General features: G+C 69.9%; 16 protein-coding genes. 2 read left to right on the plus strand and 14 right to left on the minus strand.

Annotation, left to right across the window (positions count from 1 at the left end; genetic code table 11):
• Positions 1–153: 153 nt before the first annotated feature.
• From AB4091_RS09995 to AB4091_RS10025, 7 genes are all read right to left on the minus strand, one after another.
• On the minus strand, positions 154–810 hold the full coding sequence (locus tag AB4091_RS09995) for a uridine kinase (protein ID WP_442291599.1): 657 nt from the start codon (positions 808–810) through the stop codon (positions 154–156).
• The gene (ispG, locus tag AB4091_RS10000) at positions 811–1971 is read right to left on the minus strand and encodes a flavodoxin-dependent (E)-4-hydroxy-3-methylbut-2-enyl-diphosphate synthase (RefSeq protein ID WP_442291600.1); all 1161 of its coding nucleotides are present in this window, start codon (positions 1969–1971) and stop codon (positions 811–813) included.
• Between the two features lie 48 nt (positions 1972–2019).
• Entirely contained in the window at positions 2020–3366 is a 1347-nt protein-coding gene (locus tag AB4091_RS10005; protein ID WP_442291601.1) for a M50 family metallopeptidase, read from the minus strand.
• 85 nt (positions 3367–3451) lie between these two features.
• Entirely contained in the window at positions 3452–4378 is a 927-nt protein-coding gene (locus tag AB4091_RS10010) for a hypothetical protein (protein WP_442291602.1), read from the minus strand.
• A 132-nt stretch (positions 4379–4510) separates the two neighbouring features.
• Entirely contained in the window at positions 4511–5719 is a 1209-nt protein-coding gene (gene dxr, locus AB4091_RS10015) for a 1-deoxy-D-xylulose-5-phosphate reductoisomerase (RefSeq protein ID WP_442291603.1), read from the minus strand.
• Between the two features lie 25 nt (positions 5720–5744).
• Positions 5745–6266 carry a pyridoxamine 5'-phosphate oxidase family protein gene (locus AB4091_RS10020; RefSeq protein WP_442291604.1) on the minus strand — a complete coding sequence of 174 codons (522 nt, stop codon included), beginning with the start codon at positions 6264–6266 and terminating at the stop codon, positions 5745–5747.
• An 85-nt stretch (positions 6267–6351) separates the two neighbouring features.
• Positions 6352–7647 carry an SRPBCC family protein gene (locus AB4091_RS10025; protein ID WP_442291605.1) on the minus strand — a complete coding sequence of 432 codons (1296 nt, stop codon included), beginning with the start codon at positions 7645–7647 and terminating at the stop codon, positions 6352–6354.
• A gap of 73 nt (positions 7648–7720) precedes the next feature.
• On the opposite strand from AB4091_RS10025, the gene AB4091_RS10030 reads away from it, so the two are divergent.
• Positions 7721–8209, plus strand: coding sequence for a ribonuclease domain-containing protein (locus AB4091_RS10030; protein ID WP_442291606.1), 489 nt, complete (start codon positions 7721–7723; stop codon positions 8207–8209).
• Positions 8206–8553, plus strand: coding sequence for a barstar family protein (locus tag AB4091_RS10035; protein WP_442291607.1), 348 nt, complete (start codon positions 8206–8208; stop codon positions 8551–8553). Before AB4091_RS10030 ends, AB4091_RS10035 begins: the two co-directional genes overlap by 4 nt.
• A gap of 103 nt (positions 8554–8656) precedes the next feature.
• Here AB4091_RS10035 and AB4091_RS10040 read toward each other — a convergent pair whose 3' ends face one another.
• The 7 genes from AB4091_RS10040 to AB4091_RS10070 all read right to left on the minus strand — a co-directional run bounded on the left by AB4091_RS10040 (position 8657) and on the right by AB4091_RS10070 (position 16716).
• Positions 8657–9670 (minus strand): DnaB-like helicase C-terminal domain-containing protein, encoded by a 1014-nt coding sequence (locus AB4091_RS10040; RefSeq protein WP_442291608.1) that lies wholly within the window; start codon positions 9668–9670, stop codon positions 8657–8659.
• Between the two features lie 87 nt (positions 9671–9757).
• Positions 9758–11227: an NAD-dependent succinate-semialdehyde dehydrogenase gene (locus tag AB4091_RS10045; protein ID WP_442291609.1), complete on the minus strand. Its 1470-nt coding sequence runs from the start codon at positions 11225–11227 to the stop codon at positions 9758–9760.
• A gap of 117 nt (positions 11228–11344) precedes the next feature.
• Entirely contained in the window at positions 11345–12592 is a 1248-nt protein-coding gene (locus tag AB4091_RS10050; RefSeq protein WP_442291610.1) for a saccharopine dehydrogenase family protein, read from the minus strand.
• A 20-nt stretch (positions 12593–12612) separates the two neighbouring features.
• Positions 12613–13425 carry an ABC transporter permease gene (locus AB4091_RS10055; RefSeq protein ID WP_442291611.1) on the minus strand — a complete coding sequence of 271 codons (813 nt, stop codon included), beginning with the start codon at positions 13423–13425 and terminating at the stop codon, positions 12613–12615.
• Positions 13422–14342, minus strand: coding sequence for an ABC transporter permease (locus tag AB4091_RS10060; RefSeq protein ID WP_442291612.1), 921 nt, complete (start codon positions 14340–14342; stop codon positions 13422–13424). Before AB4091_RS10060 ends, AB4091_RS10055 begins: the two co-directional genes overlap by 4 nt.
• Entirely contained in the window at positions 14339–15475 is a 1137-nt protein-coding gene (locus AB4091_RS10065) for an ABC transporter ATP-binding protein (RefSeq protein WP_442291613.1), read from the minus strand. Before AB4091_RS10065 ends, AB4091_RS10060 begins: the two co-directional genes overlap by 4 nt.
• Complete coding sequence (locus tag AB4091_RS10070) at positions 15475–16716, minus strand: polyamine ABC transporter substrate-binding protein (protein WP_442291614.1); 1242 nt, start codon at positions 16714–16716, stop codon at positions 15475–15477. The genes AB4091_RS10065 and AB4091_RS10070 overlap by 1 nt, the downstream gene beginning before the upstream one ends.
• Between the last annotated feature and the right edge of the window lie 78 nt (positions 16717–16794).

The raw sequence follows: 16794 nt of genomic DNA on the forward strand, positions 1-16794 counted from the left end.
ACCCCGGCGCGCCCCGCGGCCACCTCACGAACCCGTCACAGTGCCCCGGCGACGCCCCTGTTCCGCCCCCAGCACCCGATCGAGAGAACACTCCGTCACGAGCGAGAGCTCGCCCGACCCCTCCCCTCCCGATCGAGAGAACACTCCGTCAGGTCAAGGGCGCAGGACCGGTCGGGCCAGGTCGGTGTTGTCGAAGACCCAGGTGGCGCGCCCACGCGGGTCGGCCTCGGCGAGATAGAGGCGTTGGCCCCCGACGTAGCGGGCGTTCGACGACGCCTCGGGGTCAGGGTCGTGCCCCGCGCCGAAGCGGGGGTTTCCCCGCGGCACCGAGACCTCGAGGGGCACGTCGACCCAGACCGTCGCGTCCCACACGCCGTCGAGCTGCGGACGCTGGAGGAAGATGCCGTCGACGAGCAGCACCGTGTCTGGTCCGACGTCGACCGGGTGCGGGTGCACGGCCCGGTCCTGCTCCACGTCATGGACGGCGGGTGTCACTGGTCGGCCGAGACGGAACGGCTCGATGACCGCGCGCCGGAACGAGCGGTAGTCGTAGGAGTCCTCGTAGAAGGTGTCGGCGCCACGGCCCCGGCGCTTGCGCTCGGCCTCGGGCCGGTGGAAGCCGTCGATCGACACGCGCAGCACGTCGCGGTCGCCGGCGACGATCTCGCCGAGCTGGTCGGCGAGCACCGTCTTGCCGGCGCCGTCGAACCCGTCGATTGCCACCGTGGCCCGCTGCCCCGGCCTCAGCGTGAGGACGCGGTCCGCGAGCTCGCGCACCACGGCATACCGGATGGTGCCGGGCCGGCGCACTCAGCCGACGGTGACGCTGGGGGCGCCGGCGGAGTCCTCGTCGACGGGTTCGCCCATCTCGTCGGCGAGGCGCATGGCCTCCTCGATGAGGGTCTCGACGATCTGGGCCTCGGGGACGGTCTTGATGACCTCGCCCTTGACGAAGATCTGACCCTTGCCGTTGCCGGAGGCGACTCCGAGGTCGGCCTCCCGGGCCTCGCCCGGGCCGTTGACGACGCAGCCCATGACGGCGACGCGCAGCGGCACGGTCATGCCCTCGAGTCCGGCGGTCACCTGGTCGGCGAGCGTGTAGACGTCGACCTGGGCGCGGCCGCACGAGGGGCAGGAGACGATCTCCAGCTTGCGGGGCCGCAGGTTGAGGCTCTGCAGGATCTGGATGCCGACCTTGACCTCCTCGACCGGCGGGGCGCTCAGCGAGACGCGGATCGTGTCGCCGATGCCGCGCGAGAGGAGCGCGCCGAAGGCGGTCGCCGACTTGATCGTGCCCTGGAACGCCGGACCGGCCTCCGTGACGCCGAGGTGCAGGGGCCAGTCGCCGCGCTCGGCGAGCAGCTCGTAGGCGCGCACCATGACGACGGGGTCGTTGTGCTTGACCGAGATCTTGAAGTCGTGGAAGTCGTGCTCCTCGAAGAGGCTCGCCTCCCAGACCGCCGACTCGACGAGCGCCTCGGGCGTCGCCTTGCCGTACTTCTCCATGATCCGCTTGTCGAGCGAGCCGGCGTTGACGCCGATGCGGATCGAGACCCCGGCATCCTTCGCGGCGCGGGCGATCTCCTTGACCTGGTCGTCGAACTGGCGGATGTTGCCCGGGTTGACCCGCACCGCCGCGCACCCGGCGTCGATCGCCGCGTAGACGTACTTCGGCTGGAAGTGGATGTCGGCGATGACCGGGATCTGGCTCTTCCGCGCGATCGCGGGCAGCGCGTCGGCGTCGTCCTGGCTGGGGCACGCGACGCGCACGATGTCACAGCCGGACGCGGTGAGCTCGGCGATCTGCTGGAGCGTCGCGTTGATGTCGGTCGTCGGCGTCGTCGTCATCGACTGCACGGAGACCGGGAAGTCGCTGCCGACGCCCACCTTGCCGACCTGGATCTGGCGGGTCTGGCGACGGGGCGCGAGGACCGGCGGGGGCAGCGGCGGCATACCGAGGGAGACGCTCATGCCGCCATTATGTCTCGCCCGGGCCACCCGCTCGGTCGCGGGCGGGCCTCAGCCGAACAGCTTGATGGGCTTGACGATGTCGGCGTAGATGAGCAGCACCGACATCGTGATGAGCACGAGGCTCATGGCGTACGCGACGGGCAGGCCCTTGGCCACGTCGACAAAGCCCGGGTCGGGCCGGTTGCGCAGACGGGCCCAGCCCTTCTTGACAGCCTCCCACAGGGCCCCCGCCACGTGGCCGCCGTCGAGCGGCAGCAGCGGGACCAGGTTGAAGACGAAGAGGGCGAGGTTGAGCGAGGCGATGAGCAGGATGAGCTGGGCGATCTTGAGCCAGTTGCCACCCTCGTCGGCCGGGATGTCGAGCGCCGCCACCTCGCCGCCGATGCGACCGACGCCGACCACGGAGATCGGCCCGTTGGGGTCGCGCTCGTCGGAGCCGAAGGCGGCCTGGACGACCCCGGCCATCTTCTGCGGGATGCGGACGATGATCGAGGCCGTGTCGACGGTGCGGTCCCAGACGAACTTGGGCGCCTGGAGCAGCGGCGTCTTCACCAGCTCCTGACCGGGCGTGATGCCGGCGAAGCCCATGGAGGCGAGCACGAGCCTGCCGTCCTTGGCGACGGCGTTGCCCTGGTCGTCGTAGGTCGCGCGCTGGAGCACGGCGGGCGTGATGGTGACCGGCACCTTCTGGTCGCCGCGCTGGACGACCCAGGTCATGGCGCGGCCCTGGCTGTCGCGGATGGCGCCCGAGACCTGCTCCCACGTGGTGACGGCCTTGCCGTCGACCGAGACGACGCGGTCACCCTCCCGCAGCCCGGCCGCCTTGGCCGGTGCGACGGGGTCACCGGGCTGGCACTTCGGCTGGGGCACCTGGAGTGTGGGTGCCGCGGTCGGCACGCACTGGGACAGCAGGCCCACCTTCGGGGCGACCTGAGGCAGCCCGTAGAGGGTGATGACGCCGGTCAGGAGCACGGCCGCGATGACGAGGTTCATCACCGGACCGCCTAGCATGATGACGATCTTCTTGGCCGGGTGGAGCTTGTAGAAGACGCGGTCCTCGTCGCCCGGCTGGACCTCCTCCATCGAGTCGGCGCGGGCCTGGTCGACCATCTGGCTGAACCGGCCGGTCGAGAGGGTGCGCAGCTCGCCGGGCTTGTCCCCGGGGCGTGGCGGCAGCATGCCGATCATGCGGACGTAGCCACCGAGCGGGATGGCCTTGATGCCGTACTCGGTCTCGCCGCGCTTGCGGGACCAGACGGTGGGTCCGAAGCCGACCATGTACTGGGTGACCTTGACGCCGAACTTCTTGGCCGGCACCAGGTGGCCGATCTCGTGCAGCGCGATGCTCAGCGCCACGCCGATGACGACGACCAGGACCCCTACGAGAAACAGCACAGTCCCATTGTCACATCCACTCCCTGTGATTCCGTTCGAGGTGATGCCGCGTCAGATGTGACGCGGGATCACCTCGAACCATCAGTCAGGCGGCCGCCTCCCCGCCCAAGCCGACTGCTACCTGGCCCATGAAGAGGTCCGTCTCCAGTCGCAACCCGATCACGTCGATCCTCAGCACACGATCGCCACCGAGCACGACCGCGTTCTGTCGCAGGTTGTCCGTCGTCACGGCCAGCCCCCAGCGGTGCTGTGCGCCGTCGATCTCGACGATCAGGTCGTGGTCGTCCCATCCGACATCGAGGTAGATACGGCCTCGCGGTCCACGTCGAACCCCCTGACGATCGGGCTCCGGCAGGCCCCGAACCCTGCAGAGGCGCGCGAAGTCGAGCTCACCGAGACTCTGGACGCCGAACGCGATGTCGCGAACCACCGCGCGGATGAAGGCCCGTCGGGTGCGTCCACGGACGACCTTCTGCGCCTCGGCAAGCCGCTGGGATGTGGTGAGCCTCTGCTGCACGGTCATGAGGAGGATCAGGGCGGCCTGACGGTCGCTCGCGGCCCAGTGGGAGGCTCGGACCGCCGCGACCTCGGGACGGGTGCGCGGCAGCCCGGACAGCACCAGCTCACCGGGAACGCGACGGATCACCTTGTGGATCCGCGCTCCCGGCAGCGGTGCGGTGTCGTGGCGGTGGACGACGGACAGGTGCACCGACTGCTCCTCGAAGCCGGCGAGACCTGCCTGCCGCAGCGCAGTCACACCGTCGACCGCCGCGATGTCGATGCCCGTCTCCCACACCGCCGTCCAGCACCGGGCGAGCTCGGACAGTCGGTCGAGAGGCTCCAGCGAGGTGCCGACGGTCTGCGAGCCGAGGACCAGCCAGCGCTCGGCGCGGACCTCGCTGCGGATGTCGTGACGGGTGATGCCCACCTCGGCCAGCTGGGAGCGCGACACCACACCGCCCTGGGGCTCGGCCAGCTCCTGCGCCCGTGCGCGTCGGTCTCTCCCCTGCACACCTCGACTGTGCCGGGCGCCAGGCCGACCGCGCTGGGCTCGCTGTCGGACCTGTGGACAACCCTCGTCCGTTCGAGGTGATCCCGCGTCACATCTGACGCGGGATCACCTCGAACCGGGGGTGACTTCGGGTCAGGAGGAGCCGATGGCGCGCTCGGCGGCGCTCCGCGCCCAGGTGTCGGCGGCGAGGACGTCGTCGAGCGTGAGATCGGCCGCCCGTGAGGCCGGCTCGGCGGCATACGCGTCGACGACGTGCGCGACGGTGTCGACGATGTCGACGAAACCGATGCGGCCGTCGTGGAAGGCGTCGACGGCGACCTCGTTGGCGGCGTTGTAGACGGCCGGCCACGTGCCCCCGGCCTCACCGACCCGTCGGGCCAGTGCGACAGCCGGGAACGCCTCGTCGTCGAGCGGCTCGAACTCCCAGCTCTGCGCCTTAGTCCAGTCGACGGGCACATCGGCGTCGGCGAGGCGGTCGGGCCAGCTCATCCCGAGAGCGATCGGCACGAGCATCCGGGGCGGGCCGGCCTGGGCGATCGTCGACCCGTCGACGAACTCGACCATCGAGTGGATCATCTGCTGCGGGTGCACGACGACGTCGATGCGCTCGAACGGGATGTCGAAGAGCAGGTGAGCCTCGATGACCTCGAGGCCCTTGTTGACGAGGGTGGCCGAGTTCGTCGTGATGACGCGGCCCATGGCGAAGTTCGGGTGTGCCAGCGCCTGCTCGGGTGTCACGTCGGCGAGCTCGGCACGCGTGCGTCCCCGGAACGGCCCACCGCTCGCCGTGACGACGAGCCGACGCACCTCGTCGGCGCGGCCGCCCCGCAGGCACTGCGCGATTGCCGAGTGCTCCGAGTCGACGGGCACGATCTGCCCCGGAGCCGCGACGGCTTTGACGAGCGGACCGCCGATGATGAGCGACTCCTTGTTGGCGAGCGCCAGGGTGGTGCCGGCGCGCAGCGCGGCGAGCGTCGGCTCGAGGCCGATGGCGCCCGTAATGCCGTTGACCACGACGTCGGCGTCGCGGGCCGCGAGTGTGCTGCTGGCGTCGGGGCCGACGAGCACCTCGGGGGCGTATGCCGTCACGCCTGCTGCGTCGGCCGCGCTCGCGATCGCTCGCGCCACGTCCTGCTCCGAGCCGCTGGCCACGGCGACCACGGGCACCTGCAGGGCCACGGCCTGCCGGGCCACCAGCTCGAGGTTGGCTCCGGCGGAGAGACCCACGACCTCGAACCGTTCGGGGTTGCGCTCGACGAGGTCGATGGCCTGGGTGCCGATCGAGCCGGTCGAGCCGAGCAGGACGATGCGGCGGCGGGCCGGTGCCGGGGTCTCAGTCACCCGGGCATTGTTCCGCAGTGTCGGCTCAGGCGGGCACTCCCCTCGCCTGCAGCAGCTCGTCTCGCTTGAACGCGTAGGCGACCGCCCAGGTCATGCGCAGGCAGTACATGCGGATGTCGTCTCCCCAGGTCCAGGGGCTGCTGCCGTAGTGGGCCGTCCAGTGGGCCTCGACCTCGTCGCGCTCGGGACCGGGCTGCATGAGTTCGGCGTAGCCGTGGGTGAACAGGGCGAGGTCCTCGCCGTCGACGTGGGCCACGCTGACGGCAGGACGAGCCGCCAGGTGCTTCGCCTTGGCCGAGGTGCCCGACGTGCTGAAGGTCCAGGTGCCGTGCAGGAAATGGCCGTCGAGGGCGCTGATGCGCGGCTCGCCGGCAGCGGTGACCGTGGCGACCGACAGCACCTTCATGCCGGTGAGCAGTGCGACGAGCTGCTCTGCCGTCAGCGTGCGGTCGTCGGTGATGATCGCCCGCAGGTGGCCCGTGGACCTCGCGATCGACGCGTCGAGCAGGGACTGGAGGGCTGCGGTCTCTGCACGGGTCTCGAGCATTCTCCGACGCTAGACCCGACCACCGACCACGGGTGCGTCGGCGACTCGGCGTCTTCGAGCGGACCGCCTCGACCGGCGGTCAGGGTCAGCCGACCCCGTCGCCGGCGTAGAAGACCAGGTCGCCGAAGAAGAACTTCGGGCCGTAGTCGTAGGCCCCACCGGGGTCGGGCACGTGTGGCGGCGGCAGCACGACGCTCGAGGGCACCGAAGCGACCTCCGTCGTCACGCCCGTCGCGCCCGTCGCGCCCGCCGTCTGCCCCGGCGGCCGGAACCCGGTGCTCGGGTCGCGCTGGGGCCGCACACCGCCCTCGGTGAGGTTCTTGACGGCGGCGAGCCGCGTCCGCATGAACCCGCCGATCGACGAGGTGTCGACGACGCGTCCGGGACCAGAGGGCAGCCAGCCGGTGAACGTCTCGGTCAGCCGGCTCCCCTCGCCCACGGCCTCGATGGTCGTCACCACGTCGCTCTCGTGCGAGGCGGTGAGCTCGCGTTCGATGATGCGCGACGGCGGCACCGCCTCGACCACCAGTGAGACCGTGCCACCGCGCCGCCCGTCGTCCTGACGGTGCACCGCCACCACGTGTTCGCGGCCGGGGTCGTCGGCCAGCTCGACCCGGATCAGGTGCTGGATCCCCGGCTTGAGAAGCTGCTCGGACGACGGCGCCCCGAGCACCTCCCACAGCTCGTCCGGCGGCGCCGCCACGTCGACGGTCGCCGTCTCAGTGACCGGGGTGAAGCCCAGCAGTGCCGCGGGCCGGGCACGGGAAGCCCCGACGCCGGGCACTGCGACGCCGGGCACTGCGACGCCGGGCACCGCGAGGCCGGACCCCATCACGCCGCTTGCCATCACCTGCTCGACCAGCTCATCCGACTCAGCATCGCCGAGGTCGCGGCGGTCACGCCCTTCGATGTCGGCCTTGAGCCCGAGGAGTCCCCGGACGAGCCACGCCCGGAGGAAGGCGGCCGCGCCGCCCGGCATGGCGCCGCGCAGCTGCTGGCTCACCACGCACCCGTCGTCGAGAGTCTCCAGCGTCGTCGTGAGAGTCAGGGCCCCGGCGCCGTCCGCCGACCGGGCGACAACGCGTTCGCCGGGGACGAGCTCGACGACCGTGCTCAGCCCGACCCAGAGGCGCCCGTTGCGGCGGCGCCACACCCCGACGAACTCGGCCACCTCGCCCGCTGCTGGAGCAGGAAGGGGCAGCAGCCGCACGCAGTCGACGCCCAGCTCCGCGGACGGCGCCGGCTCGACGAGGTGCTGCCACACCGTCGCCGGCGGCCGCTCGACTAAGACGCGGTGGCCGACCTCGACGACAGGGGCCGACGGGGCAGGGTCGTCGCGACGACCGGCCCGCCCGCCGAGGAGGCCACGGAGGATGCCCACGCCCGGCAGTCTCCCCCCGCACGGTTTCGGCGTCAGGCGATTCGCGGCTTTGGTCCTCGGGCATGATGGCGAGATGAAGTCGGTCGCGCCACGCCAGGCACTCCTCGGCGTGATGGTGGTCGTCGTCGTCGTGCTGGCGTGGCTCGTCGTCCGAGCGGCCCAGGGACCAACCGACCCGCAGGGACGCACCGGCTCGGCCGCCGCCACCACGTTGGGAGGCAGGGTCGGTGGCGCCACCGCGCCGGCGACGACCCAGGGCACCGACCCGGTGTCGCGCCTGCCCTGGGTGTCCGAGTCGGCGCTCCCCCGCGAGGCCCGCGACACCCTCACGCTCATCCGGGCGGGAGGGCCCTACCCCTACCCCCGCAGCGACAACAAGACGTTCGACAACCGAGAGCGGTTGCTGCCCGACAAGACTCGCGGCTACTACCGCGAGTTCACCGTCGTGACACCGAGATCCGGAGACCGAGGACCTCGACGACTGATCACGGGTGGCAGTGGTGAGATCTACTGGACCGATGACCACTACGCGTCGTTCCACCGCGTCAGGGAGGGCACGTGACGACGTTCCTCGGCCGCCACAGCGAGGCTGACGACCACCTCGACCAGCTGCGCTGGCTCGGCCACGACGTGCGCGTCGTGACCGGCGGGCACGACAAGGCCAGCGTGCTCGAGGCCTTCGCGACCGGCCTCGAGCTACCCGAGTGGTTCGGCCACAACTGGGACGCGTTGCTCGACGCCCTCCGTGACCTCGAGGGCCCCCGTGGCGTGCCGGTCGAGCTCGTGTGGGACGGCGCTCACGCACTGCGCCAGGCCGACCGCCCGACCTACGAGACGGTCATCGAGATCCTCGAGCAGGTCGACGAGGAGCGCGACGACCTCAACGTCACCGTCATCGCCCGCTGACGCCTCCAACCGGCGACCACGTATGCCGTCTCGGCGCACGAGCGAGACGGCGCGGCCCCGCAGGCGGCGGGCACACGGCATACGTCCTCGGAGCGGGGGGTCGTCAGTTGACGAAGACCCTCTCGTCGATGAGGCGCTCCTTGACCTCCTGGCCATCGGTGTGGAACCGGCCGTGGGTGAAGTCCTTGTGGAACTCGAGCTCGACGCCGGCGCGGCCGTGCCGGTTCTTCTCGACCGTGACGACGCACCAGTCGCTGAACCGCTGCGCGTTGCCGAGGTCGTAGATGAGGTGGTCGCGCGCGACGATGTCGACCTTCTCGCTGAGGATGAGCACGATGTCGGACTCGTAGGCGAGCGCCGACGAGCCGCGCAGGTCGTGGATGCGCATGCGGCGCCCGGCGCCGAGGCTGGCCTTGTCGGCCGCGGCCACGGCCACGGCGGGCAGACCGGCCTGGAGCGCCAGCTCCTTGAGGCCTTCGGCCGCGGCGGTCATGGTGTCGCCGTCGCGAGCCTCGCGCACCGGCACCTTCTGGAGGTAGTCCACAAGGACCAGCGGCATCTCGCCCGTCAGCTGGGCCACCTCGTCGACGATCCGACGGATCTCCGGCAGGGTCGTCGACGCGTTCGACTCGTGGATGTGCAGCCGCTCGCCGAAGTCCGCGAGGGCGAAGAGGGCCGGCAGCGCTCCGGGGAGGGGCGTGAGGACGTCCTCGAGGGTGAGGCCGCCCGAGTCGGACTCGAGCGCACGTCGCACGTCGTGCACCGTCGCGACCTCGCCCGGGATGCGCTCCGCGGCCTCCATGGAGACGAGGCGTTCGAAGAGCGTGTGCGCCTCGTGCTCGTAGGAGAAGAACAGCGCCGTGCGCCCGGCGGCGACGGCGTTGCGCACGAACTGCAGGGCCATGGTCGTCTTGCCGTTGCCCTGCGATCCACCGAGCAGCACCAGCTCGCCTGCGCGGAAGCCACCGGTCAACGTGTCGTCGAGCGCCGGGAAGCCGGATGACCACACGGACACACCGGCCGAACCCCCGCGCCGCAGCGCCGAGTCGGTGTCGTCGAGCAGGGAGGCGAGCGAGCGAAGCGCCCCGCCTCCCAAGCGCCCCGCTTGAGTCGTCATGGAAGGGATTGCACCACAGCGTGAGCCTGGCTCGGGTCGGTTTCGCGCAGTTTGCCCCGTGGCAGCGAGGTGGCGGGCGACGGGTGGCTAGAGGGCGATGCCGACGTACTTGGTCTCGAGGTACTCGTCGATGCCCTCGAAGCCGCCCTCGCGCCCGACGCCGGATGCCTTGACACCGCCGAACGGCGCCGCTGGGTTGGACACGATGCCCTGGTTGACGCCGACCATGCCGTACTCGAGCGCCTCGCTCATCGTGATGGCTCGCGAGAGGTCCTGGGTGAAGAGGTAGGCGACGAGGCCGTACTCGGTGTCGTTGGCGAGGCGGATCGCCTCGGCGTCGGTGCGGAAGGTCGTGACGGGCGCTACGGGCCCGAAGATCTCCTCGCGGGCCATCTCGGCGTCGGTGGGGACGTCCGCGAGCACTGTCGGCTCGTAGAACCAGCCTGCGCCCGTCGGGGCGGAGCCGCCGACGAGCACCTTGGCGCCCTTGGCGACCGCGTCGTCGACGAGCGAGCTGACCTTGTCCCGGGCCTTCTCGTCGACGAGGGGGCCGACGTCGACGCCGTCCTTGGTTCCCTTGCCCAGGGTGAGCGCGCCCATCCGCCGGGCCAGCTTCGCGCTGAACTCGTCGGCGAGCGACTCGTGCACGTAGAAGCGGTTGGCCGCAGTGCACGCCTCACCCATGTTGCGCATCTTTGCGAGCATCGCGCCGTCGACGGCCTTGTCGACGTCGGCGTCCTCGAAGACGAGGAACGGAGCGTTGCCGCCGAGCTCCATCGAGACCCGGAGGATGCCCTGGGACGCCTGCTCCATCAGCGACCGGCCCACGGGCGTGGACCCGGTGAAGGTCAGCTTGCGCAGCCGCGGGTCGCGGATGAGCGGCTCCATGACGGCGCCGGTGGTCTCGTGGGTCGTCATGACGACGTTCAGCACGCCGTCGGGCAGGCCGCACTCGCGCAGCAGGTCGGCGAGCGCGAGCATCGTCAGCGGCGTCTGGCTCGCGGGCTTGACGACCATCGTGCAGCCGGCGGCGATGGCGGGACCGATCTTGCGGGTTCCCATGGCCAGCGGGAAGTTCCACGGGGTGATCATCAGCGTGGGACCGACCGGCTGCTTCATCGTCATGAGGCGCGTGGCGCCGTTGGGTGCCGTCGACCACCGGCCCGAGATGCGCACGGCCTCCTCGGAGAACCAGCGGAAGAACTCGGCGCCGTAGGCCACCTCGCCGCGGCTCTCGGCGAGCGTCTTGCCCATCTCGAGGGTCATGAGCATCGCGAACTCGTCTGCGCGCTCGGTGATCTTCTCGTATGCCGCCCGCAGCAGCTCACCGCGGTCGCGCGGTGGGGTGCGCGCCCAGTCGGACTGCGCCGCCACCGCGGCGTCGAGCGCCGCACGGCCGTCGGCGACCGTGGCCGCTGCGACGTGCGTCAGCACCTTGCCCGTCGCCGGGTCGTCGACCGCGATGGTCTGGCCGTCGCTGCCGTCGCGCCACTGGCCCCCGATGTAGAGGCCCTTGGGCACCGAGTCGATCACTGAGTTCTGCGTCACCGCTGCCATGCCTGGAACCCTAGTCCTCGTTGGTGTTTCGTGATCGGGTGGTCGACCGCGTCCGGGCGGTTGCCTCCGCGCAGACCCGGGCGCGCGGAGAACCGACGAGCCGCCGCCTCGGCGTGCTCAGCGCTCGTCCACACCCCAGGGCGAGCCGTAGCCCCCGGGCTTCGGGGCGGCGAGCAGGTCGAGGAACGGAACGGCATCGAACGCTTCCGGCCCCAGGACACCCTCGCCCTTCCACGTGCCGCGGGCGAGCAGCTCGAGCGCGACGACGGGGTTGACGGCGGTCTGCCAGACGACGCACTGGGCGCCGTAGTCGCGCATCGTCTGCTCGTTGTCGACGACGTGGTAGAGGTACGTGCGTCGCGGCTGCCCGTCGGTGCCTGTGCCCGTGACGAAGAGCCCCGCGCAGGTCTTGCCGGTCATCCGCGGGCCGATGCTCGCCGGATCGGGCAGAACCGCGGCCACGACGTCGCGGGGGCTCACCTCGACCCCCTTGACCCGCACCGGCTCGGTGCGGTCGAGGCCGAGGGTGTTCAGGACCTTGAGGATCGTGATGAACTCGTCGCCGAGGCCGTACTTGAAGGTGACCCGTCCTGCGTCGAGCCAGCGCGGCATGAGGAGCACCTCCTCGTGCTCGACGTTGACGCACTCGACCGGGCCGATGCCCTCCGGGAAGTCGAAGACCTCGGGCTCGCTGAACGGCTCGGTGGTGAACCAGCCGCGCTCCTTCTCCCAGATGACCGGCGGGTTGAGGCACTCCTCGATCGTGGTCCACATCGAGAAGCTCGGCGCGAACACCTCGTTTCCGTCCTCGTCGCGCACCACGAGGTTGGCGCCGTCACGGGTGCCGAGCTCGTCGATCTCCGAGAAGAGGTGGTCGGCGGCGTAGCGGGCGAACACGTCCGACAAGCCCGGCTCGACGCCGATGCCGACGAGCGCGAGCCGACCGTCGGCCTCCCACTCCCCCGCCACGGCGAACTGCTCGTCGCCGAGCTTGACCCCGGTGACGGCATACGGCTGCTCGGGGTCTCGTTGCGAGAGACTCATCGCCATGTCGAGGTAGTCGGCACCAGCAGCTTTGGCACCGTTGAAGATCGACATGTTGAACTTCGGGTCGACGGCGTTGAACACGTGCGTCGCACCGTGCTCACGCGCCAGCGCCGTGACGGCCTCGGCGGAGGACGCGTCGACCTGCGCCGCCACGAAACGACTCTCGTTCGGGCGCCGTTCGGCCACGGCGGCGACGGTGCGCTCGGCCCGCGACGCGTCGTAGTCGGCGACGACCCAGAGCTCGAAGTAGTCGCGTTCGGCCGCGATGCGCGCGGCGGCGTCACCGACCCCGCCAGAGCCGATCATGAGGACACGCAAGAAGACTCACTCCAGATCGGTCAGGCCGTCGCGCCACGACGTCGACTGCCGATGACCTGGGCAGCGATGACGCAGAGGATCGCGATGACGAACATCGAGAACCCGATGACATTGGCCTGGGCCGGGATGCCACGGGTGTAGGAAACGTAGACGAACTTCGGGAAGGTGGTCTCGTTGCCGGAGACGAAGTTGGTGATGATGAAGTCGTCGAAGGACAGCGAGAACGACAGCAGGGCGGCCGCGACGATGCCCGGAAGGGCCAGGGGGAAGGTGATCCGCAGGAAGGTGATCCGCGGGTCTGCGTAGAGGTCGGACGCCGCCTCCTCGAGGCGCGGGTCGAGACTCTGCAACCGCGCCTTGACGGTGACGACGACGAAGCTGATGCAGAACATGATGTGCGCGATGACGACCGTCCAGAAGCCGAGGTCCATGCGGAAGGCCTGGATGAAGATCGTCAGCAGGCTCGCGCCCAGCACGACCTCGGGCGTCGCCATCGGCAGGAACACGAGGATGTTCGTCGAGCCGCGCCCCCGGAACGTGTAGCGCACCAGCGCGAACGCGATGAGGGTTCCGAGAATCGTGGCCACGAGGGTGGCGAGGGCCCCGATCTTGATGCTCTCGACGAGGGCGGGGCAGACCCCCGGCGCGCCGCACGGGTTGGCCCAGTGCTTGAGGGTCGGGCTGCCCTCGGGGTTCCAGGTGATGTTGGACCGGCGGTAGTTGTTGAAGGAGAAGACGAACGTGTAGAAGACCGGGAGGAAGAGGTAGACGAGGACACCCACCGCGATGACCATCGCAAGGTGTTCGCTGACCCAGGTGCGTGCGCGCCTCACAGGACCTCCTCCGTGCCGAACCGGCGGACGTACCCGAGCACGAGCACGAGGATGAGGATCATCAGGCTGATCGACAGCGCCGCAGCCGTCGGGTAGCCGCCGAGCACCGTGAAGAACTGGCTGTTGATGACGTTGCCGACCATCTTGGTGCTCGTGTCGGAGCCGAGCAGCTCGGCGTTGACGTAGTCGCCGGCGGCGGGGATGAACGTCAGCAGCGTGCCGGCCAGGATGCCGGGGGCTGCGAGCGGGATCGTGACGGTGCGCAGGTTCGTGAACCGGTCGGCGTAGAGGTCACGCCCGGCCTCGAGCAACCGAGGGTCGGCGCGCTCGAGGCTGGTGTAGATCGGCAGCACCATGAAGGGCAGGAAGTTGTAGGTCAGTCCGGCGACCACCGCAACCCACGTCTCGGTGATGTGCCCGCCGGGCAGCAGGTGCAGCGTGCGCAGCGTCGACGCGACGAAGCCGTCGTCGGCGAGGACCTGGCGCCAGGCGATGGTGCGCAGGATGAACGAGGTGAAGAACGGGGCGACGACGAGGATGAGCATGACGTTGCGCCAGCGACCGGCCTTGAACGCCATCGCGTAGGCGAGCGGGAAGGCGACGACGAAGCAGAGGACGGTGGCCGTGCCGGCATAGAGCAGCGAGCGCAGGAAGTGCACGCCGTAGGTCCGGAGCGCCTCCACGTAGTTGCCCGCGTTGGCGTCGCGGTAGTAGTAGCCCGGAGCCCCCGGCCACTGCGACTGCAGGCTCGCCGAGCCCAGCTGGATGAGCGGCACGATGAAGAAGAGCGTCAGCCAGAGCAGGCCGGGGACCAGCAGCAGGTACGGCGTCAACCTGCGTCGCTTCGTGCCCAGGCGTGGCGGCGTCAGCTGTGGGTTGCCGGCCTCGCGGGCGCTCGCCGCGACGGCGGTGGTCATGCCCCCTCCTCCGCCAACGCCGCCTTGCGGCCGTCCTCGTCGACCGGCACGGCGAAAGCGTGCGTGGGGTCCCAGGACAGCCACACGTCGTCACCCGGCCGGAGGCTGATCGGTTCGACGTCGAGGTTCTGCTCGTAGACGGTCCAGTTGGCGCCGCTCGGGACGGTGACGAGGTACTGCGTGGCGACGCCGCTGAACGAGACGTCCGTGACCGTGGCCCGAACGTCGTTGCCGGTGGCGTCGGGCTGGGAGTCGTGGATGCGGACCTTCTCCGGACGAACTCCGAACATCAGCTCGCCGTCATGGATCTCCGTGCGCTGCTTGGGGATCCGGACCTTGGTGTTGCTGACCTCGGCCATGATGAAGTCAGCGTCGGTGCCGAGGATCCGCCCGACGCCGAGGTTGGACTGACCGACGAAGTTGGCCACGAAGGCGGTCCGCGGCAGGTCGTAGAGCCGCTCGGGCGGGCCCATCTGCTCGATCCGCCCACCGTTCATGACGGCGACGGTGTCGGCCATGGTCATGGCCTCCTCCTGGTCGTGCGTCACGTGGATGAAGGTGAGACCCACCTCGCTCTGGATCCGCTTGAGCTCAACCTGCATCTGGCGGCGCAGCTTGAGGTCGAGGGCGCCCAGAGGCTCGTCGAGCAGCAGCACCTCCGGCTGGTTGACGACCGCTCGCGCGAGCGCCACGCGCTGTTGCTGACCACCGGAGAGCTGCATGGGCTTGCGGCCGGCCAGGTGCGAGAGCTGGACGAGCTCGAGCGCGTCGTCGGCCAGGCGCATCGCGTCGGCAACCTTGCGACGCTTGGGCCCGAAGGCGACGTTCTCGCGGACGGTCAGGTGCGGGAAGAGGGCGTAGCTCTGGAAGACCGTGTTGACCGGACGCTCGTGCGGCCTCGTGCCCGTGAGGTCGGTCTCACCGATCAGGACCCTTCCGGCCGTGGGCTGCTCGAGGCCCGCGACCATGCGCAGCGTCGTCGTCTTGCCGCAGCCCGAGGGCCCGAGCAAGGCGAAGAACGAGCCGCGTGGCACGACGAGCGACAGGTCGTCGACGGCCGTGAAGTCGGCGAACTCCTTGGTGACGTTCTCGAGGACGAGGTCGCCGTGCGCCTCGCGCGTGTTCGTAGCCATCAGTTGCCCACCGCCGTGCTCCAGATCTGGGAGTACTTCTGGTCCTCTGCCGCCGACAGTGCCCGAAAGCTCCGTGTGTTGGCTCTGAGGTACTCCTCCGTGGGAAAGATCATCGGGTCGTCGACGAGTGTCGCGTCGACCTTCTTCATCTGCTCCTGGGCTCCCTGGACGGGGCAGATGTACGCGACGTACGCGGCGACCTTGGCGGCCACGAGAGGGTCGTAGTAGTAGTCCATGAGCCGCTGCGCGTTGCGTCGGTGGCGCGACGTGATCGGGACCATCATGTTGTCGCTCCAGAGCGTGCCCTTGCTGTCGGGCAGCACGAACGTCCAGTTGTCGTCCTTGGTGTTCGTCTGCAGCTGGGCGATGTCACCGCTCCAGACGATGCCTGCGATCGCGTTGCCGCTCGTGAGGTCCTGCAGGTACGAGTTGCCCTTGATCCGGCGGATCTGGCCGTCGGCCAGGTGCTTGGAGACCTCGTCGACGCCCTTCTGGAACTGCTCCTCCGTGAACGGCTGGGAGATGTCGACGCCCTGGCGCAGCATGATCAGGCCGACCGTGTCGCGGAACTCGAGCAGGGCCGTCACCTTGCCCTTGAGGTCGGGGGCCCAGAGGTCGTCGAGCGTCTTGAGCTCTCGACCGACCTTGCCCTTGTGGTAGCCGATACCGGCGAAGCCGCTCTGCCACGTCAGCGAGTGGTTGCGACCGGGGTCGAAGGAGACGTCCTGCAGGATGGGTCGCAGGTTCGCGGCGTTGTGCATCCGGATCAGCTCGAGGGGCTGGACGAAGCCCTGCAGGATCATCCGGTTGGCCATCCAGTCGGTGAAGACGAAGATGTCGCGGTCGATGTTCTGGTCGGCCTGCAGCTGTGGCGAGATCTTCGTCGCGTACGTCTCGTTGTCCTCGATGTCCTCCGAGTAGGTCGCCGTGATGCCGGTCAGCTTCTGGAACGCCTCCAAGGTGGGGTAGGTCTTCGTCTTGTCGTCGTAGTCGAGGTAGGCCGTCCAGTTCGCGAACTTGACGACCTTCTCGGTGTCGGAGAGGTCCTTGGGGAGCGTCAGCGTCGGTGCTGCGCCCGAACCTCCGCTGGGTGGGGGCGGTGGTGCGCACGCAGACAGGCCGAGGGCGGCGAGACCGGCCACGCCGCCGCCGAGCAGGCCACGTCGTGAGAGACCGGATGAGGTGACCATGTTGGCCAGGGCTCGGATACCGGGATCCGAGGGGGGGCGACGGCTGTTCACGCCTTCTCCTTCACGTGCTGGTGAACGCACCCGGCCCGATTGGGCCGGGCAGTCGGACGGCCCTGTACGTCCGCTTGC

The sequence above is a fragment of the Terrabacter sp. 2RAF25 genome, assembly GCF_052115265.1.
GTDB lineage: Bacteria > Actinomycetota > Actinomycetes > Actinomycetales > Dermatophilaceae > Terrabacter.

What these genes read in the sequence shown, in the direction of transcription:
- AB4091_RS10030 (WP_442291606.1), top strand. Translation starts at nt 7,721, where the DNA reads ATGAAGTCGGTCGCGCCACGCCAGGCACTCCTCGGCGTGATGGTGGTC.
- AB4091_RS10045 (WP_442291609.1), bottom strand. Translation starts at nt 11,227, where the DNA reads ATGGCAGCGGTGACGCAGAACTCAGTGATCGACTCGGTGCCCAAGGGC.
- AB4091_RS10020 (WP_442291604.1), bottom strand. Translation starts at nt 6,266, where the DNA reads ATGCTCGAGACCCGTGCAGAGACCGCAGCCCTCCAGTCCCTGCTCGAC.
- ispG (WP_442291600.1), bottom strand. Translation starts at nt 1,971, where the DNA reads ATGAGCGTCTCCCTCGGTATGCCGCCGCTGCCCCCGCCGGTCCTCGCG.
- AB4091_RS10040 (WP_442291608.1), bottom strand. Translation starts at nt 9,670, where the DNA reads ATGACGACTCAAGCGGGGCGCTTGGGAGGCGGGGCGCTTCGCTCGCTC.
- AB4091_RS10065 (WP_442291613.1), bottom strand. Translation starts at nt 15,475, where the DNA reads ATGGCTACGAACACGCGCGAGGCGCACGGCGACCTCGTCCTCGAGAAC.
- AB4091_RS10060 (WP_442291612.1), bottom strand. Translation starts at nt 14,342, where the DNA reads ATGACCACCGCCGTCGCGGCGAGCGCCCGCGAGGCCGGCAACCCACAG.